This window comes from Halobacterium sp. DL1 (assembly GCA_000230955.3).
Lineage (GTDB): Archaea > Halobacteriota > Halobacteria > Halobacteriales > Halobacteriaceae > Halobacterium.
Genome location: CP007060.1, coordinates 2,365,220 through 2,383,758 on the forward strand (window position 1 = coordinate 2,365,220; position 18,539 = coordinate 2,383,758).

The 18,539-nt window shown below is 71.0% G+C and carries 20 protein-coding genes; 6 read left to right on the forward strand and 14 right to left on the reverse strand.

Features of this window, described 5'->3' with window-relative positions; all coding sequences use genetic code 11:
* The first annotated feature begins 122 nt into the window (after positions 1-122).
* Positions 123-476: a hypothetical protein gene (locus tag HALDL1_14210; protein ID AHG04616.1), complete on the forward strand. Its 354-nt coding sequence runs from the start codon at positions 123-125 to the stop codon at positions 474-476.
* Positions 477-503: 27 nt separating this feature from the next.
* Here HALDL1_14210 and HALDL1_14215 read toward each other — a convergent pair whose 3' ends face one another.
* The 3 genes from HALDL1_14215 to HALDL1_14225 are packed head-to-tail and all read right to left on the reverse strand — an operon-like array spanning position 504 to position 3,547.
* The gene (locus HALDL1_14215) at positions 504-1,538 is read right to left on the reverse strand and encodes a chloromuconate cycloisomerase (protein ID AHG04617.1); all 1,035 of its coding nucleotides are present in this window, start codon (positions 1,536-1,538) and stop codon (positions 504-506) included.
* Positions 1,535-2,548: a hypothetical protein gene (locus HALDL1_14220; protein ID AHG04618.1), complete on the reverse strand. Its 1,014-nt coding sequence runs from the start codon at positions 2,546-2,548 to the stop codon at positions 1,535-1,537. The genes HALDL1_14215 and HALDL1_14220 overlap by 4 nt, the downstream gene beginning before the upstream one ends.
* 48 nt (positions 2,549-2,596) lie before the next feature.
* The gene (locus HALDL1_14225; GenBank protein AHG04619.1) at positions 2,597-3,547 is read right to left on the reverse strand and encodes a hypothetical protein; all 951 of its coding nucleotides are present in this window, start codon (positions 3,545-3,547) and stop codon (positions 2,597-2,599) included.
* Between the two features lie 134 nt (positions 3,548-3,681).
* Between HALDL1_14225 and HALDL1_14230 the strand changes: the two genes are divergently transcribed.
* A complete protein-coding gene (locus tag HALDL1_14230) occupies positions 3,682-5,340 on the forward strand; it encodes a potassium transporter TrkA (protein ID AHG04620.1) in 1,659 nt (552 codons plus the stop codon).
* 49 nt (positions 5,341-5,389) lie between these two features.
* Here the strand turns inward: HALDL1_14230 and HALDL1_14235 are convergent, their stop codons facing one another.
* Positions 5,390-5,728 carry a hypothetical protein gene (locus tag HALDL1_14235; protein ID AHG04621.1) on the reverse strand — a complete coding sequence of 113 codons (339 nt, stop codon included), beginning with the start codon at positions 5,726-5,728 and terminating at the stop codon, positions 5,390-5,392.
* 114 nt (positions 5,729-5,842) lie between these two features.
* On the opposite strand from HALDL1_14235, the gene HALDL1_14240 reads away from it, so the two are divergent.
* The 3 genes from HALDL1_14240 to HALDL1_14250 are packed head-to-tail and all read left to right on the forward strand — an operon-like array spanning position 5,843 to position 8,732.
* Complete coding sequence (locus HALDL1_14240; protein ID AHG04622.1) at positions 5,843-6,493, forward strand: MarR family transcriptional regulator; 651 nt, start codon at positions 5,843-5,845, stop codon at positions 6,491-6,493.
* Positions 6,494-6,528: 35 nt separating this feature from the next.
* Entirely contained in the window at positions 6,529-7,800 is a 1,272-nt protein-coding gene (locus HALDL1_14245; GenBank protein ID AHG04623.1) for a glutamyl-tRNA(Gln) amidotransferase, read from the forward strand.
* A complete protein-coding gene (locus HALDL1_14250; GenBank protein AHG04624.1) occupies positions 7,797-8,732 on the forward strand; it encodes an N-acetyltransferase GCN5 in 936 nt (311 codons plus the stop codon). Before HALDL1_14245 ends, HALDL1_14250 begins: the two co-directional genes overlap by 4 nt.
* A gap of 12 nt (positions 8,733-8,744) precedes the next feature.
* Here the strand turns inward: HALDL1_14250 and HALDL1_14255 are convergent, their stop codons facing one another.
* Genes HALDL1_14255 through HALDL1_14275 form a run of 5 tightly spaced genes read right to left on the reverse strand, consistent with a single transcriptional unit; the run spans position 8,745 to position 12,813 of the window.
* Entirely contained in the window at positions 8,745-9,371 is a 627-nt protein-coding gene (locus HALDL1_14255) for a hypothetical protein (protein ID AHG05379.1), read from the reverse strand.
* 49 nt (positions 9,372-9,420) lie between these two features.
* Complete coding sequence (locus HALDL1_14260) at positions 9,421-10,176, reverse strand: glycerophosphoryl diester phosphodiesterase (protein ID AHG04625.1); 756 nt, start codon at positions 10,174-10,176, stop codon at positions 9,421-9,423.
* Positions 10,176-10,451, reverse strand: coding sequence for a hypothetical protein (locus HALDL1_14265; GenBank protein AHG04626.1), 276 nt, complete (start codon positions 10,449-10,451; stop codon positions 10,176-10,178). Before HALDL1_14265 ends, HALDL1_14260 begins: the two co-directional genes overlap by 1 nt.
* Before the next feature lie 32 nt (positions 10,452-10,483).
* The gene (locus tag HALDL1_14270; protein AHG04627.1) at positions 10,484-11,602 is read right to left on the reverse strand and encodes a potassium transporter TrkA; all 1,119 of its coding nucleotides are present in this window, start codon (positions 11,600-11,602) and stop codon (positions 10,484-10,486) included.
* Positions 11,602-12,813 carry a potassium transporter TrkA gene (locus HALDL1_14275; GenBank protein ID AHG04628.1) on the reverse strand — a complete coding sequence of 404 codons (1,212 nt, stop codon included), beginning with the start codon at positions 12,811-12,813 and terminating at the stop codon, positions 11,602-11,604. The genes HALDL1_14270 and HALDL1_14275 overlap by 1 nt, the downstream gene beginning before the upstream one ends.
* Positions 12,814-12,906: 93 nt before the next feature.
* Between HALDL1_14275 and HALDL1_14280 the strand changes: the two genes are divergently transcribed.
* Positions 12,907-14,061, forward strand: coding sequence for a potassium channel protein (locus tag HALDL1_14280; protein ID AHG04629.1), 1,155 nt, complete (start codon positions 12,907-12,909; stop codon positions 14,059-14,061).
* A gap of 3 nt (positions 14,062-14,064) precedes the next feature.
* On the opposite strand, the gene HALDL1_14285 is transcribed toward HALDL1_14280, so the two are convergent.
* The 5 genes from HALDL1_14285 to HALDL1_14305 form a co-directional block, all read right to left on the reverse strand.
* Complete coding sequence (locus HALDL1_14285) at positions 14,065-15,513, reverse strand: universal stress protein UspA (GenBank protein ID AHG04630.1); 1,449 nt, start codon at positions 15,511-15,513, stop codon at positions 14,065-14,067.
* 107 nt (positions 15,514-15,620) lie between these two features.
* A complete protein-coding gene (locus HALDL1_14290) occupies positions 15,621-16,349 on the reverse strand; it encodes a uridine phosphorylase (protein ID AHG04631.1) in 729 nt (242 codons plus the stop codon).
* 63 nt (positions 16,350-16,412) lie between these two features.
* A complete protein-coding gene (locus tag HALDL1_14295) occupies positions 16,413-16,586 on the reverse strand; it encodes a hypothetical protein (protein AHG05380.1) in 174 nt (57 codons plus the stop codon).
* Positions 16,587-16,643: 57 nt separating this feature from the next.
* Positions 16,644-17,588, reverse strand: a complete 945-nt coding sequence (locus tag HALDL1_14300; GenBank protein AHG04632.1) for a hypothetical protein — start codon at positions 17,586-17,588, stop codon at positions 16,644-16,646.
* A 51-nt stretch (positions 17,589-17,639) separates the two neighbouring features.
* Entirely contained in the window at positions 17,640-18,530 is an 891-nt protein-coding gene (locus HALDL1_14305) for a sugar kinase (protein AHG04633.1), read from the reverse strand.
* Positions 18,531-18,539: the final 9 nt, after the last annotated feature.

The window sequence follows — 18,539 nt, forward strand, 5'->3', positions numbered from 1 at the left end:
GGCGGCGCGAACACGCTGTTCGCTTGCGAAATCCAACCGAATCCCTACCGCTGCTGGAGATTGTCAAAAGGGTAAACTTACCACACAAATTAGGTTAAGGGACTCCGGGCTGTGGGTAAGTCATGGCTTCGATGGACACACCGCAACTCAACGAAGCCTTCGAGTTGCTGTCCCACCCCTACCGTCGGCTCACACTCTACTACCTGACTACGGAGACTGAGAGCGTTCACGTCGACACGCTCGTGGCCGAGATAGCAGCGTGGGAGGGGGCGACGGTGGGAACGAGCCGCCAGCGCGAACCGGCCACCATCGAGCGGGCGCTCCACCACGTCCACCTCCCGAAACTCGTCGAGGCGGGCATCGTCGCGTCCACTGCGAACGGGAACAACGTCCACCTCGTGCAGCCGGAGGGGGTCGACCGATTCCTCGACGATGTGAGCCGAATCGACGGCTACGGACTGGTTGCGGACGACTGAGCAGAACGGCGTTCGAATCTTCGTCTTTCAGTTCTCGTGGACGCTCGTCCCGGCCCGCTCGACGGCCGCCAGGTCGACGTGGCCGGCGGGCATCGGGACGCCCGCGAAGTCGTCCTCGGCGAGCAGCAGCGAGCCGTCGAGGTCCGCGTAGTCCAGCAGCGGCGTGAGGTGGGCGGCGGCGGCGATGCTGGCATTCGACTCGACCATGCAGCCACACATCACTTCGAGGCCGTGGGCGCGTGCCGCGTGAATCAGCCGCTTCGCCTCCCGCAGCCCGCCGGTCTTCATCAGTTTCAGGTTCGCGATGTCGCAGCGGTCGGCAATCTCCGGGATGTCGTCGGCGGTGATGCAGGACTCGTCGGCCGCGATGGGGAGCGTCGACCGCTCGTAGACGTACTTCAGACCCTCGCGGTTCTCGGCCGGGACGGGCTGTTCGACGAACTCGACGCCGTAGTCGTCGAGCCACGCGATGTTCCGGACAGCCTCCTTCGGCGTCCACGCCTCGTTGGCGTCGACGCGGATGGTGGCGTCGGGCGCGGCGTCCCGGACGGTGCCGAGCAGTTCCTCGTCGCGGCCCGTCCCGAGTTTCACCTTCAGCGTGCCGTAGCCGCGTTCGACGGCCTCCACCGTCTTCTCGTGCATCGTCTCCGCGTCGTCGATCCCGATGGTGTAGGAGGTGTCGAGGCTGCCCGCCGGGTCGAGCCCCCAGTACTGGTAGAGCGGAAGGTCAGCGCGCTTGGCCGCGAGGTCGTGGCAGGCGATGCTGACCGCGGCGCGCGCCGCGGGGTTGTCCTCGACGACGGTTCGCATCCCGGCCTCGACCTTCGCGAGGTTCTCCGGGTCGTCGACGCGCTCGACGACGTCCAGCAGGTCCGGCAGCACGGCCTCGACGGTGCCCGCGGTCTCGCCGTAGTGTGAGGAGGGCGCGGCCCCGCCGACGCCGACGTTGCCCTCGTCGTCGTGGACGCGGACGACCACGTTCGTGGCCGTCTCCTGGGTGCCGCGCGCGATGGTGAACGGGTGCTCCAGCGGGAACTCGCGGCGCTGGAACTCGGTCCTCATCGAATCACGTCGAGGACCGCCTCGGTTCCGAAGCGCACGGGGTCGTCGGCGGGCACGCCGATGGCGTCCGCGAACTCCTTGACGGCGGCCTCGGCCTCTGCGTCGTCGTCGATGCTCCGCGTGTTCAGCATGCCCGCGACCACCGGGCTGTCGCTCACCGGTCCGGCGAACGTCTCGTAGCGCTCGGGGAACGACTCGACGGGCGGGAGTTCCTGGTCGTAGCCGTGGACGCTGTCGCGACCAACCTCGTGGCAGAGCACCTGATAGTCGGGCATCGACCCGTGGGTGATGCCCGCGGTCACGCCCGAGTACGCGGGGTGGACGATGCTCCCCTGGCCCTCCACGAACACGTAGTCGTGGTCGGCGCCGGCCTCGAGCACCATCCGCTCGACGCTCCCAGCGGTGAAGTCGGAGATGACGCGGTCGACGGGGATGCCTGACCCCTCGATGAGGATGCCCGTCTGGCCGGTGGCGACGAACGCCGCGTCCATCCCCTGCTCCTGGGCCGCCTCGTACAGTTCCCGGGTTGCGGTCATCTTCCCGACGTTGCAGTCCGTCCCGACGGTGGTGACGACGGTTGCGTCGACGCTGTCGGCCACGCCCTCGGCCACCCCGAGGTCCTCCGGGGGTTTGCGCACGTCCCACAGTTCGCAGCCGTGTTCCTCGGCGAGGGCCGCGAACTCGTCGTCCTCCCCGAGGAAGTAGTGGAGGCCGGCGTAGACGTCGGCGCCGCGTTCGAGGGCCGCCCGGACGTCCGGGCGCCAGGACTCCTCGAAACCGCCGCCGATGGGCGCGACGCCGACGACGAGCGCGTCCACGTCGCCCTCGACGTCGTCCATCGACGCGACGACCGGGGCGTCCTGGACGTCCGGGAGGTGGTCGGCGACCCGCGTTCCAGCGTTCGTTCTGTCGAGCACCGCGACCACGTCGTAGTCGGCGTACCGCAGGACGCCCACGGCGGTCTTCGCGTTTTCGGGAAACTTCTCGTGTGCCAGGAGCGCGACCTTCATGGTCCGACCGTCTCTGCCCGCACCCTTAAACGTAGCACCGGTGGCAACTCAGACGAGCGAGAGGGAGACCGTCCAGAACTCGCTGTGGGCGTCCGCCAGGGCCGCTTCCGGTTTCCCCGTGGCGTCCACCGCGGCGGTGACGTCGGCGTCGAACTCGTCGAGCAGCGTCGACTGCCCGACGACGAACGTGCGCTCGGCGTCGACCTGCGCGAGCGCCGCCTGGCACTTCTCGACGTGTTCGCGTATCTGGCTCTCGCGGCGCCGCTCGAAGCGGTCCTGGGAGAATCCTCCCTTCGAGTGGGCGCCCTTCACGTCGCTCTCGAACCCCTCGTAGTGGACGCGCTCGATGGCTCGCGGTTCGCTTCGCTCTCCGCTCTCTCGGTCCGTGCCCTCCCCCTGGTCGGGCACGCGCTCCCAGTCGCTGTAGATACCGACCGCGAACAGGTCAGCGCGCACGACAGCGAACGCGTACCGGCCGGTCGGCGCGAACCACCCGCGCTCGATTCGAGCACTGTCACCCCACTCGCAGAACGCTTCCGGGGGGTTCGGCGGGCGGAGCGCGGCGGAGACGATTCCCTCGCGGTCACGGACCACGAGACAGGGGGCGGCGCGCTCGACGAGCGGCGCCCGCTCCCCGAACGCCTCGCGGACCGTCTCCGGCGGGTCGTCGGGGACGTAGGCGGTGAGGACACTCTCCTCGCCGGCTTCGAGGCTCTCCAGTAGCGCGAGGACGCGGTCACGGCGCTCGCCACGGAGGGTGAAGCGTCCGCGGAATTCGGGTTCGTCGTCGTCGCCGCCGGCGCGGTCGACGCGGTCGGTGAGTTCCGTCACGCGGTCCTCCAGTTCGTTGACGCGGCGCTCGGCGGCCTGCCTGTCCCGGACCGCCTCGCTGCGGCGCTCGCTCTCGGCGTCCAGCCGGTTCCGCAGGGACTCCGTCTCGCCCTCCAGTTCCTCGATGCGCTCCTTGAGTTCCGTGCGCCCGAGGAGGTCGTCCAGCATGGGCCAACGGCGGGCGTCCGCGGGCTTAGGCGTTTCCCAACGCCCACCGCGGCCCCCGCACCGCAGGCCGCGCTCGACTCCGACTGCGGTACGACTTTTACGGGAGCGGTGGAAACAGGGGGACAGACCACCGAATGCGCGAACTCTTGGACATCCGCGGCTTCCGCTACCGGGACCTCACCGGACGACAGCGCCTGCTGCTCTGGTTCGCCGTCGGCCTCGTCGTCCTCGTGAGCACCTACACCACGGTGTACTACTGGGGGATGCGCGCCCTAGAGAACGAGCCCCGGTCGCTGTTTCAGGCGTTCAACGTCGTCATCGAGACGATGACCACGACGGGCTACGGCGCCGACTCGCCATGGGCGACGCCCGCGATGAACCTGTTCGTCGCGCTGATGCAGGTGAGCGGCGTCGTGCTCGGGTTCGTGACGCTGCGCATCCTCGTCATCCCGCTGTTCGAGCGGACGCCGCTGAACCTCGACGACCGCCTCACCATCAAGAACGACCACGTCGTCGTCGCTGAGTACCAGCGCGACACGGAGGTGCTGCTCGACGAACTGGAGGCGCTGAAGGTCGACTACGTGCTCCTCGAGTCCGACGAGGGGGAGGCCAAGCGGCTCTCCGACGACGGCTACCAGGCGATCAACGGCGACCCGGAGGACCGCGACGACCTCGCCCGGGCGAAGATCGAGCGGGCGTCGCTGCTCATCACGGACACGGGCGACAGGACCGCGAGCGTCGTCCTCACCGCCCTGGACGCCAACGAGGAGCTCCGAGTGGTCAGCTTCACTCCGTCGACGCGCCGGAAGGCCGCGCTCGCGGAGGTCGGCGTCGACCGGAGCGTCGCCCCGCACGCGCTCATCGGTCGACGACTGGCGGAGAAGGCGACGACTCCCGTCGCGGTGGAGGCGCCGTCGGCCGACGACGAGGTCGTCATCCGCGAACTCCTGGTCCGGCGCGGCAGCCCGCTCCACGGCATCAGCGTTCGTGAGTCGCCGCTCGCCCGGCACCCCGACCTGACGCTCGTCGCGGGGTGGTTCGACGGCGAGTTACACCTCCCGCCGTCGCCCGAGGACCGGCTCACGCCGAACACGGTGCTGGTCGTCGCCGGCCCGGAGCACTCCGTCGACGAACTCGAGAGCGAGGTTGGCAGTGGACGGACGCCCCGGGCGGGCACGCAGTCGAAGGTGATCGTCGCTGGCTGCGGGGAGGGCGGCCAGGAGGCCGTGGACGCGCTCCCGGCGGACCTCCCGGTCACGACTGTCGACCAGGCGGCGGACTGCGGGGCGGACGTCGTCGGCGACGTGACGGAGCCGGAGGTCCTCCGTGAGGCCGGCATCGAGGAGGCGTCCGCGCTGGTCGTCACCGTCGACGACGACGCCACCGCGCTGCTGACCGTGGCGATGGCCCGGTCGATGTCTAACGACGTGGAGATCCTCGCCCGCGTCACGGAGGCCGAGAAGGAGTCCCCCGCGTTCAGGGCGGGCGCCGACTACGTGCTCTCCGTCCAGCGAGTCTCCGCCCGCCTGGTTGCCGCGGAGGTCCACGGCGAGCGCGTGATGGACCCCGCGGGGCAGATTCGCCTCGTTCGAGCCGACGCGGCGCCGTTCGCCGGCGACTCGGTGGCCGACGCTCGCGGGGCGGGGAGTCGCGGCTGGACGGTCGTCGGCGTCGCCCGCGATGGCGGCGTACTCACCGACGAGACCACCGAAATCCACAGCGGAGACGACATCTTCGTCGCCGGCAGCGACGACGCCATCCAGCGCTTCGAGCGCACCGTCGACCGGACGTAGCCGTCGCTGGTCGGTTCGTCGTTCGATGGGGGCGGACGGGCCGGCGGTGCTACACCGCGCCCATGTCGAGGAGGCGGGCCGCGTGGGCGCGTTTCGCCAGCAGCACCTCCTTGAGCGTCGGCGGGTTCTGGACGTCGAGGCCCTCGAGGATGTGCTCGGGGACGGCGAGCGTTCGCTCGGGTACGTCGTCCTCGCCGTGGACTGTGAGGTGGGCCGCGCCGAGTTTCATCACGAGCGGGAGGTCCGTCCGGGAGACCCCTTCGTCCGTGGTGTACAGTTGCTCGTTGACCAGCTCGTGCTGGTCGCGGTTGATCGCCGCGTGCTCGCCCGGCGCGGGCTCGACGTACAACCGTCCGAGGTAGTAGCCGCTGGAGAAGGCCTCGAACATGCATGACATCGTATCCCATGGGAGGTGATAAGCGCTCCGGGCAACCCTTAAGCCGTCGCGCAATTCCACCGGAGAGACACCCTTATGCGGCCGCGCCGCTAACTTCGAGTGAATATGGACTCCGGGGCACTACTCGACCTTCTCGGGAACGAGAACCGGCGGCGCATCCTCCGCCTGCTGGCTCGCAAACCCTGCTACGTGACCGAGATATCCGAGTACATCGACGTCAGCCCCAAGGCCGTCATCGACCACCTCCGCCGGATGGAGGAGGCCGGCCTCGTGGAGTCTCAGGTCGACGACCAGCGCCGGAAGTACTTCCACATCGCCGAGAACCTCCGCCTGGAGGTCCGGCTGTCGCCGTTCGACTTCGGCGCGAAGTCCGCCTACCCCGCGAGCGCCAACTTCGACATCGCGCAGTTCCAGTACGTCTCCATCGAGGTCGAGGAGCGCCGCGACGACGACGTCGCGGAGCTCGCCACCAGGCTGGAGGAGCTGACGGACCTCGAACGCGAGCTGTCGCTCACCCAGCGCTGGGTGCAGGGCCAGCTCGCCGACGTCCAGAACCGGCTGGCGGACACCGTCGGCGAGGGCCACGACCGCCTCTACGCGGACGTGCTCGCGGCGCTCGCGGACGGCGACCGGACCGTGGCCGTCCTCGCCGAACGCCTCGACGCGCCGGATGGACTGGTCGAGGGCGTCCTCGAGACGCTCCGCGAGCGCGGCGTCGTCGCGGAGCAAGAAGGGGAGTGGCGCATCACCGAGTAGCAACCTTTTCCTCCGCGCGCTCGGAACTTCGATGCATGAACGCAGGCGACCGTGTGCGCGTCGAGCGCGACGGCACGGCCCACGAGGGCGTGCTGTTGCCGTCGGCGTCGCCGGACCACCTCGTCGTCAAGCTCGACTCCGGCTACAACGTCGGCGTCGACCGCGACGAGGCGACGGTGGACGTACTGGAATCGGGCGTCTTCGACGTGGACGCCGAAGGCGGCGAGGAGGTGGACTCGCAGGTCGAGTTCGACGACGACCTGCCGACGGTCGCGCTCATCTCGACGGGCGGCACCATCGCCTCGACAGTGGACTACCGGACGGGCGCGGTGACTGCGCAGTTCGACGCCGAAGACGTGCTGCGGGCGGTGCCGGACCTTGCGGGCCGGGCGAACTACCGCGGCCGCGTCGTCGCGAACATCCTCTCGGAGAACATGGAGCCGCCCATCTGGCGGGACCTCGCCGAGGCCGTCCACGAGGAGGTCGAGAACGGCGCGGACGGCGTCGTCGTGATGCACGGCACGGACACGATGCAGTACTCCGCGAGCGCGCTATCCTTCATGCTCGATACGCCCGTCCCGGTCGTGTTCACGGGCAGCCAGCGCTCGGCGGACCGGCCGTCCTCGGACAACGTGATGAACGCCGTCTGCTCCGTGGAGGCCGCCAAGAGCGACGCCGCCGAGGTGATGGTCTGCATGCACGCCTCGACGAGCGACGACCGCTGCGCGCTCCACCGCGGCACCCGCGTCCGGAAGAACCACACCAGCCGCCGGGACGCCTTCGAGACGGTCGGCGCGGAGCCGCTAGGCTACGTCGACTACGACGTCGCCAGCGAGGACGCGACCGGCGAGGCGAGCGGGGTCGAGTACACGAAGCCGTACGCCGAGCGCGGCGATGTCGAACTCGACATCGACCCGGCGCTCGCGGAGGGCGTCGAACTCCTGAAGTTCACGCCCGGCATGGACCCCGCGTTCTTCGAGCTCTGCGAGGGGAAGTCCGGCGTGGTAATCGAGGGGACGGGCCTCGGCCACGTCCACACGAAGTTCGTCGGCACCATCGCGGACCTCGTCGACGACGGCACGACGGTGGTGATGACCAGCCAGTGTCTCGAGGGGCGGGTCTGTGACCGCGTCTACGACACGGGCCGGGACCTCCTCGACGCGGGCGTCGTCGAGGGCGAGGACATGCTCCCGGGCACCGCGAAGGTGAAGCTGATGTGGGCGCTGGCGAACACCGAGAGCGTCGCCGAGACGATTCGCACCCCCATCGCGGGCGAGATAACCGAGCGCTCGGTCCCGTGGGAATGAGCCTGGAACTCAGCGTCCGACAGGCGGAACTCGACGACCACGACGACGTGGTCGCGTTCACCAGCGACACGTGGGCCGACCGCCGCGAGAGCGGCGACTACATCCCGCGCGTCTTCGAGAGCTGGGTCGAGAGCGACGGCCCCCGCCAGCGCACGCTCGTTGCCGACACCGGCGACGACGTAGCGGGTATCGTCCAGGTCGTCCTGCTCAGCGAGCACGAGGCGTGGGTCCAGGGGATGCGCGCGAACCCAGACTACCGCGGCTCCGGCGTCGGCCTCCAGCTCGCCCACGCGGGCTTCGACTGGGCGCGCGAGCAGGGCGCCACCGTCGCCCGGAACATGGTGTTCAGCTGGAACGTGATGGGGCTGGGCCACTCGCGAGCGGCGGGCTTCGGCCCGTCGACGGAGTTCCGGTGGGTCCACCCCGACCCGGACGCCGACGCTACGATCGAACGCGACCGCACCGACGACCCGAACGCGGCGTGGAGCTACTGGCAGCAGAGCCGCGCACGCGACGAACTCCGCGGCCTCGCGCTCCACACCGAGGAGTCGTGGGCGCTCGCGGAACTCACCCGCGACCGCCTCGCCGCGGCCCGCGACGAGCGCGACGGCCTGCTCGTCGTGCAGGACGACTCCGCGGGCACGCAGGGGTTCACGGTCCGCACCCGTACCTACGAGCGCGAGGACGACGACGGCAACGCCCAGACCTGGGCGGAGTATGGCGTCGCGGGCTGGGAGAACCAGTCGGCCTGCGAGGACCTGCTCGCCGCCATCTCCCAAGACGCAGCGAGCGTCGGCGCGGACCGCACGCGCGTGCTGATTCCGGAGGACGTGACGATGGTCAGCGACGTCGCGGTCACCCGCACCGAGATCGGCGAGGAACCCGACTTCGTGATGGCCGCCGACCTCACCAGCGACTACCGCGGACAGTAACCGTCGCAGCGCTCACTCGAGCGATATCTTCGTCCCGTCGTTCCCGACGCTGACAGTGCCGTCCTCGTCGATGGCGAACCGCAGGTAGGCGGTCACGTCCGCCACGCCGCGGACGGGTAACTGACGGGAGAGCGCGTACGTGCCCTCCGGCCGGCACTCGCTGGCGCCCTCGACCGTGTAGACGTCGTAGCGCTCGGTGTGCTCTTCGCCGGGTGCGAGCCGGTGGTACTCGAGGTCACGGACGGTCGTCCCGTACTCGTCGGGGACGGTCCAGCAGTTCTCAGTTCGGCTCGTGTCGAAGTCCGCCCCGACGTCGACGGCGTCGAGCACGACGTCCGCCACGCGCCGCGTTGGACCCGCGTACAGCGCCGGCCCGAACCCGAGTTCGGCGGGGACGTCACCGCCGTTCGTCAGGGTCAGCGCGAATCTCGCGGGTGCGTCGCTGCTCGCCTGCCGACGAACGGACGCGGCGAGCGTGATGGCAGACGGGTCGGGTCGGGGTGCGGTGGTGGTGGGGTCGTCAGCTACCGACGTGGTCGTCCGCTCGTCCGTGGTGCCGGCACTGGTACAGCCGCCCAGTCCGACCGCGAGCAACCCCCCAGTCGCGTGCAGAACGCGTCGGCGACGTGGACTGTCCATGCGGTGGGCGAGACGCTGCGCCGCAAAAAGTCGTTGCGCTCCCGACCGATCAGCGCTGCCGCGAGGGGTCGGCGGCGTACACCGCGACGCCCGGATAGTCGGTGATGACGCCGTCGACGCCGGCGTCGTAGCACGCGACTGCGTCCTGCCAGTCGGTGACGGTCCAGGCGTTGACGCTGCGGCCGTCGCGGTGGGCGTGCTCTACCAGGTCGGCGTCGACGGCGTCCAGGGGCGCGTGCAGCGCGCGGCAGTCGAACTCGCTGGCTCGCGTGAGCCCGCGGTCCGCGTCGATGCAGAGCGCCGCTCTCGGGATGTCCCGGCTCACCTCCTGGGCGGCCTCCAGCGCGCCGTCGAAGAAGGAGGAGAAGACGACGGGGGCCTCGCAGTCAGCGAGCGCGTCCACCACGCGCTTGACGAACGGGCGCCACTGCGCCGCGTCCGGGCCGGGGAGGCCGAGGCGCGCGTCCTCGCTGCCCGGGTTCTTCAGTTCGACGTGGAACTCGACGCCGGGCGGGAGGAGATCCGCGACCGATTCGAGGTCCGGGACGCCCTCACCAGAGCCGAGCACGTTCGCGTCGTCGAGGGTCTCGCGGTCGGCGTCCCAGACGAACCCCGACGCGTCGGTGATTCCCCGCGAGTCGTCACCGTCGTCGAGTCGCTGGTCGTGGAAGAGAACCGGCGTGCCGTCCGCTCGTGGCTGGACGTCCACCTCGATGCCGTCGGCGCGGTTGGCGGCCGCGTGGACCGCCGCGGCGGTGTTCTCCGGGGCGACGCCCGCGAACCCGCGATGCGCGATAGTGAACATCAGCCCCCGCTCACCGGCGGGAACATCGCCAGTTCGTCGCCCGCGTCGAGTTCGGTGGCGAGGCCGTCCAGGTTGCGGACGTTCTCCCCGTTGCGCAGGACGTTGACGTGGTGGCGCAGGTCGCCGTCCTCAGTGAGCACGCGGTCGGCCAGCGCCGGACGAGCGTCGACGAGCGCGTCCAGGGCGTCGCCGACCGTCTCGCCCGGTTCTACGTCGACCTCGACGTGGCGGTCGCCGCCCACCTCCGCGAGGTCCGCGAAGAGCTTCCACTCCATGCCAGCCACTCGGCCGTCGCCCCCCATAGGTGCTACGGGGCGGTGGCCGCGCTGTCGAGGCGGCGCACGACGTCCGGCCGCGCGACCACGTACAGCGTCTCGCCGGCCGCCAGCACGCGGCCGCCCTTCGGAATCGCCTCGACGCCGTCGCCCGTGCGCACCGCCGCGACGGTGCCGTCGACGTCACCGACGGTCTTCCCCTCCAGGTCGCTGCCCGCCCCGACGGACACCACGGTCATCGTCTCGTCGGCGTTGCGCAGCAGGCTGGCGAACTGGCGGTCGGCCCCCGGCTCGTAGGGCAGTGTGAGCAGCCGGTAGTCGCCCCCCGCGAGCGACTGGGCGTCGTACTCGTCCAGCGACAGCGTCACCGTGTCGTCGTGGACCGCGCGGAGTTCCGCCGTCGTGACCGGCTTCGGACGGTCGCCGTCGGTCCGCCACACCTGCACGAGGTCGCCGGCCGCGGCGGCGTTCGGCGGGTCGGCGGTGACGGCGACCGCGGCCGTTCCGGGCGGGAGCGTCGGGCCGACGCCGGCGGTCCGGCGGCCCAGCGCGAGGTAGGAGACGGTGCCGTCGCGGGCGAGTTCCACGTCCACGTAACCGACCTCGTAGTCGTCCTTCAGGCGGGCGGCGACGCGCTCCTCGAGTTCCTCGACGGTGAGCCGGCGCGGGAAGATGAACGTCTTCCCCGCGAGTTCCCGCCGCGTCTCCGCCGTCACCGGGTCGTACCCCTCGATGTCCGCGACCTCCTGGGGGAGTTCGACCGCGACGGCCCGCCCGACCGCTTTCACGAGCTGGCCGACCTCGCCCTCGAGTTCACGGGTTCCGGTCGCGGCGAGCACCTGGACGCCGATCCGGTCGCCGGCACGGAGCGCCGCGGGGACGAGCACCACCGCGGCGGCGAACACCGCGAGGTTGGAGCCCACCTCGGCCACCGACAGGGCGTCCATCCGCCCGGCGACGGCCTCACCGAGCGCGACCCGCGTGTTGAGGTAGAGCGTGACGACGGAGACGTCCACGAGCAGCGCCACGCCGAACGGGACGCGCTGGCGGAAGTACCACCGGAAACCGGCCGCGAGCGCGACGACGACGAGGGCCGCGGCGAGGGTTAGGCCAACGGCCTGTGCGACGATGGCGGTCGTTATCGTGGCCATCAGGCGACCACCTCCGCGAACCGCTCGAGGGCGTCGCGCGGCCCGGTGACGAACAGGTCGTCGCCGGCACCGAGGTTCGCGTCGCCGCGGGGCGCGACGACCCACGACCCGCCGCTGCGGACCGCGAGCACCGCCACGCCGTATCGCTGCCGCACGTCGCTCTCGGAGAGCGACGTGCCGGCGACCTCCGCGTCCTCGCGGATGGTGAGCCGGCGGACGCGCTGGCCCGCGCGCCGGAGCAGCCCCAGCAGTTCGTACTCCCGGCGGGTGCCGCGAGCGCGCACCACGACCCGTGCGTCGTCGGCGGTGAGCAGGCTCTCGGCGGACGACCGGGGGACGGCGACGGTGACGCGGCCGTCCCCACCGCTCGTCGTCGGAGCGGTCGTCCGCCGCGGTTCGTCACCGTCCGGGTTGGACGCCGCCTCGTCGTCGCTGTCGCTCTCCCCGCCCGACTTCGCCGAGATGACGGTGCCGTCGACGGGGTCCGCCCCCGTGAGCACCGTCACCTCGTCGCCGCGCGCGACGCCGGTCGGGACGAGCGCCGGGACGGACACCGCGCGCTTCCCGGCGGGCGTGCGTTTCGAGACCCCGGCGGCGGGCGGGGCGGCGGCGACGCTCGCCCGCGCCTGCCGGTCGAGGGAGACCGAGGCCTCCTGGAGGTCGAACTCCGAGCGGAGGCGGTCCGCGAACCGGGTCTCCAGTTCCGACAGCGGGAGGTCCGCGGGGAACTGCCACTCGAGGGCCTTGATCTCAGTTCGGAGCGCGTCCGGCAGCGGCGGGTATCCCTCGACGTCCCGCACCGGGCCGGCGACAGTGACGGTGGCCTCCCGGCCGCCGCCGACGAAGCTCACCACGTCCGCGCTCAGGGTGCGCTCGCGCAGCGACCGTAGACTCAGCCGGCGGGGGAGCGTCGCGCCCAGGCGGTCGCCGACCGCGTGCATGTAGAACGTGAGCAGCGCCACCACCAGCAGGGCCAGGACGAGCGTCGTGGAGTTCGTCGCCTGCGTGATAGTCGGGTCCGCGAACGCGAGCAGGCCGCCGTTGACGCCCGCGAGCGCGACGCCGAGCACGACGACACCGAACGCGGGGATGGAGAGCCCGGTCACGTACCGGAAGATGAACCCGAACCCGAACGCCACGAGCGCCGGGATGACGCCCGCCAGCAGTCCGAGGTAGATTCCGTGCAGTACCTGCACGGGAGTCGAAGCCATGTCCCCGACCCAGTTGCGCCGCGGTCAAAACCCTACCGTTCGGTGTCGACTCAGGCCGCCGGCATTAAGAGGGGCGGCCACTGCCGTGATGGTATGGACCTGCCGGGCGTCGAACGCGTGACCGGACGCGTAGCGGTCGCACTGACGCTCGCGGTCGCCGGGCTGTCGGTCGTCGTCGGCATCCTCGGCATCGTCGACCCCACGGCGAGCTTCGGGCCTGTCGCCCGTCTGGTGCCGCCCGCGATCAGCCAGACGGCGGGGTTCACGGGCGCCCTCACCGGCTTCCTGATGGTGATGAGCGCGTTCGGGCTGCGGCGCGGCCTCCGCGCCGCCTGGTACTCCACGCTCGTCCTCCTGCCGGTGACGGCCGGCCAGGGGCTCGTGCAGGCGACGCCGTACTCGGTGCCCCTGGTCGTGCTCTCCGTGCTCGCGTTCCCCGTGCTCGCCGCCGCGCGGCAGCGCTTCGACGCGCGCGTCTCGTTGACGACCAGCCAGCTGGCCGCCGGGGGCGCGCTGTTCGGCGTGCTGGCCTACGGCACCATCGGCACGTACGCGCTCCGTGGCGAGCGCGGCTTCGGGGAGGTCTCGACGATGCTGGACGCCTTCTACTACACGCTCGTGACCGCCAGCACCGTCGGCTACGGCGACCTCACGCCGACGACCCAGGAGGCGCGGCTGTTCTCGCTGTCCGTCGTCGTGCTCGGCACCGCGAGTTTCGCCATCGCGCTCGGCGCGCTGCTCGGCCCCGCCCTCGAAGCACGATTCGCGAGCGCACTCGGACGCATGACACAGAGCGACCTAGAGTCCCTCGACGGCCACGTGGTCGTCGCGGGCTACGGCGACCTGACGGAACCGATTCTGAGCGAGTTCGTCGCTGACGGCCGCACGTTCGTCGTGCTCACCGACCGGGAGGACCCGGTCTCTCGGCTCCGCGAGCGGGACGTCAACGTACTCGTCGCCGACCCGACCGACGAGGACTCCCTGGACCGCGCGGGCGTCGACCGCGCGCGGGCCGTAGTCGCGGCGACGGACGACGACGGCGAGGACGCGCTGTCCATCCTAACCGTCCGGGAGTCGTACCCCGACGTCAACGTCGTCGCCGCCGCCACCGAACGCGAGAACGAGGCGAAACTGCGGCGTGCGGGCGCGGACGTCGTCATCAGCCCCGCCGTCATCGGCGGCCGCCTCATCGCCCGCTCCGCGTTCGGCGACGAGGACGCCGCGCGAGAGGCCGCGGAACTGGAGTAAGCGTCAGCCGATGTGGACGACGGCGATGTCCGTCTCGACGTCCCGGACGCGCTCGTAGGTCGGCCGCGAGAGGAACTTCGACGCCGTCGAGCGGTCCGTGCTGGCGCCGAGGAAGACGAGGTCGTAGTGGGCGTCGTTGCGCTCTAGGAACGACTCGATGTCCGACCGCGAGACCCGCGTCTCGCAGCGCGTCTCCATCGTCTCTGTCAGGTTCGCCAGCATCGACTCCGCGCGCCGCCGGTCGCGTTCGGCGTCGATGCACGTGCAGGCGCTGATGGAGCCGGTCCGGTTGGCGAGCCGCTGGGCGTAGTCGAGCATCGCGTGCGCACCGTCTGAGGCGCTCCGCACTGGCACCATGACGCGCTTCCAGCGGGTGCGCTCGGAGTCCGAGCGGAACGCCACGACGTTCCGGTCACTCCGGAACAGCCCCCGGACGAACGGCGCGAGCCCGCCGTTCCGGGTCTCGAACGGCGTCACGAGGAGGTCGGAGTTCGTCTCCTCGGCGGCCGCGAGGACGGTCGGTGCCGGGTCGCCGTCGGCCACCGCGACGACCACGTCGCAGGGGACGCCGACCCGCGTCTCGATGCGCGCCGCCTGCTGTTCGAGTTCCCGCGCGGACGCGTCGGCGGCCTTCGCCTCGACGTCCGTCTCCGGGTCCTCGACGTACTCGGGGTCCGCCTCGTCGCCCCTGATGAGGGCGCGCTCGGCTTCCGCGAGGTCCTCGTCCTCGACGACGTCCAGGAGCACGACCTTCCCGGCGTCGTGGGCGGCCGCGATGCGCGCACCGAACATCGCCGTCTGGGACGCCGTCTCGCCGCGCATCGGCACGATGACGTGGTCGTCGGCGTTCGTCGTCCGGTAGAGGTAGCGCGCCCGCTGCTCGTAGACCTGCCCGCGCCACACCACGAAGACGATGGCGACGAGGGTCGCCGACAGCGCGACCCCGACGACGTACGCCAACTGCGCCGCGCCGGTGATGAGCACGAGCAGCGCCGTCGAGTACGCCGTCGGGAGTTCGAGGTGCAGCAGCCACGTCACCACGCCCGTGAGCAGGACGCCGACTGCGGCCGCGCCGGCGTCGACGCCGAGCGCGCTCGTCGGCACCCCGTAGACGTAGGTGGCCGTGAACTCGACGGCGCCCCAGCCACAGAGCGCGCCGACGGTCATCCCGCCGACGAACTTCCGCGGGTCGGAGTACCGCCCCTCCGGCTCCGAGAACAGCGTGTACGTCCCCGACGCCAGCGGCGGGAACAGCAGGAACGACACCAGCGCGACGCTGTTCGCCAGCAGCGTCACGAGGCCGACGAGCAGCGGCACGAACAGGAGCACGGAGACCCGCGTGAGGTTGCTCGTCGTCTCTATCCAGCGCCGGAACTGCCGGACCTCACGGCGCTCGAAGCGGTAGGCGCGCCGCCGGAGGGCCGCGAGCCGTCGGCGCAGTTCCGGGAGCATTACCCACTCCCTCTGTGGGTCGGGCAGTTGTGTGTTGTGGCTCCGGGAAGCAGAGTGAGGCAGGGTCGACGACACCGTCGACCGAGATTGCGCTGCAACCGAGTTGGCTACGCCAGTTCGGTGACCGCGTCCAGTGCGATGTCGATGGCGCGCGCGACGTTGTTCTTCGCCTTGTCCGGGAGTTCGTCGTCGGAGTCCGCGCCTTTCTGGGTGCCGGCGACGAGGTTGCCGTCGACGGTACAGATGGCACCAGCGGCTAGACCGCGGCGGCGGGCCAGGGAGAAGACGGTGGCGGCCTCCATCTCGATGGCGAGCAGACCGGCGTCGTTCCAGTCCGCGACGTACTCGTCGGACTCGTTGTAGAACGCGTCGTCGCTGACGATGGGGCCGACGTGCACCTCTTCGTCGTTTGCCTCGGAGGCGTCCACGAGGCTCGTGAGGACGTCGTAGTCCGGGACGGCGGGGTAGACTTCCGACTCGTAGCGCTTGCTCGTTCCCTCCTCCTTGGCGGCGCCGGTGGCGACGATCATGTCACCGATCTCGACGTGCTCTTGGAGGCCGCCGATGGTGCCGACGCGGATGAACGTCTCGACGCCCACGCGGGCGAGTTCCTCGACGGCGATGGCGGCCGACGGGCAGCCGATGCCGGTCGAGCAGATGGTGAGGTCGACGCCGTCGTAGGTGGCGTTGACGACCTTGTACTCGCGGTTCTCCGCGACGACCTCGCTGTCGTCGCAGTGGCCGGCGATGCGGTCGACGCGGCCGGGGTCGCCCGGAATCAGCGCGGTCTCGTGGACGTCACCCTCCTCGACGAGCAGGTGGGGCTGTTTTGCCATGCAACTGCGTTCGACGCCCGCGAGAAAAAGAGCGGGGATTGGGCCCGGCGGCGTGAGCGTGCGTCAGGACTCTGCGGTGTCCACCCGGTAGAGCGCGAGTACGCCGATAGCGACGAACAGCAGGCCCGTGACGGCAGCGGTCACCCCGGCGGTGACCGACTGTGACACCGCCGCTGCGAGCAGCTGCCCGACGCCGACCGCGACCATTACGACGGCGACGAGTTTCCACGCGTCCATGGGGAGGTCGAGGGGCGGTCCCCGGAAAAGCGTTGACGTCGGCCGTCCAGGGCTGGCTCAGACGACGACGAGGCCGCGCGGACGCTCGGACTCCAGCGTCGCGGGGAAGTCGCCGTCCAGGGGCTGCCACGACGCTCCCCAGTCGTCGGTGCGGTAGAACCCGCGGTTCGTCGCCGCGAAGGCCTCGTCAGCCTCGCCTGTGGTCGCGAGGACGGGTGCGAGCAGTCCCTCGGGACCGGGCAGGGCCTCGCAACGCTCCCAGTCGCCGCCGTCCATTCGGTAGACCGCGCTGTTCGCGCTGCCGGCGTCGTGGGCGCTCCGCGGGCCGTGGGCCGCCGAGACGAGCAGACGCCCGGGGTCGGCGGGGTCGCAGGCGACGCTCCAGCAGTACGTTCTGTCGAGGCCGGCCTCCTCGGTCCGCCAGGTGTCGCCGCCGTCCTCGGTGACGTAGAAGCCGTCGCCGGCGGCCGAGTACGCGAGGTCCGGGCGGTCAGGGTGCGTGGTCATCCCGTGGGTGTCCCGCGGGCCGGAGGGGACGCGGTCCTGCCACGTCTCCCCGCCGTCGGACGAGCGGAGCAGCGCGCCCGCCTCGATGGCGACGTAGAGGCGCTCGCTCGTAGGTTCGAGCCAGCGCACGTGGTGGGTCGAGGGGCGCGGCGGGAACGCCCAGGTGTCACTGGACGGGATATCCTCCAGGCCCGGACGCTCCTCGAACTCCTCGCCGTCCGGGGCGTAGTAGACGGCGCTCGGCGCGGTGCCCGCCCAGACGCCCTCGTCGGCGACGGCCACCGCGGTCACGTCGCCGAGTGCCGCGACGTGCGTCCAGGCGTCGTCGCTGTGCCACTGCGCGGTCTGCGTCGTTCGGTAGACGCCGTCGTCGGTGCCGCAGTAGATGCCCGCAGGGCCGGCGTCGAGACACTGCACGTCGCCCTCGAAGGCGGTCGTGTAGCCGTCGACGTCGTGGGCGAGCACGCGGTCGGGGTAGGCGGCGAGCAGGTTCATGCGAGTGGCTACGCGCCGAGGGACCCTAAAGCCGGCTCAGAATCGAGGGACTCAGAACTGGCCGTCGAGGAACGACTCCGTCGCCCCGCGGGTCGGCGCAGTGCGGGCGCCCTCCGACTGGGCTGCGAGCGCGCCGCAGGCGTTGGCGAACTCCAGGGCGCGCTCGTGGTCCTCGGGGTGGTCGAGGAGGACGGCGAGGAAGCCGGCGGCGAAGGCGTCGCCCGACCCCGTCGTGTCCACCGTCTCCACGTCGAAGCCCGGGTGGTCGTACGAGCAGTCGGGCTTGTGGACGGTGGCGCCGTCGGCGCCGTGTTTCACGACGACGACGCGGTCGCTGAGCGCGGACTCGGCGTACGACGCCTGCTCGTCGAGCACCGCCAGCGCCTCCCGGTCGTTGACGAACAGCACGTCGGCGAGCGCGATGGCGTCCGAGTAGTTCCGTTCGTCGAGGCGCCGCCCCGGGTCGAAGGAGACGGTGGCGCCGGCCTCGGAGGCCAGCGCCGCGAGGTGGGCGGCCGTGTCGGGGCGCTGGCTGGTGAGGTGGAGGTGGGCCGCGGACTCGACGTGCTCCGCGTCGACGTCTCCGGGTTCGACGGCTTCGTTGGCGCCGTCGTTGCCGAGCACCATCACCTCGCCGTCGGCGTCGACGACGAGATACTTCACGCTCGTCTCGGCGTCGGCGACGACGCGGAGGCCCCGCAGGTCGACGTCGGCGGCCTCCAGTTCGCGGCGCGCGAGCAGACCGTTCTCGTCGTCGCCGACGCTCCCGACGATGCCGGTGTCGACGTCGAAGCCCGCGAGCGCGCAGGCGACGTTGGCGGCGCTCCCGCCCCCGGAGCGCCGCTGAGAGACGAGTTGCGCCTCGCCGTCGGGCTCCGGGAGGGAGTCCACGCGGAGCGTCACGTCCCAGTTGACGTGACCGGCGGCGACGACTCTGACCATACCCCGGAA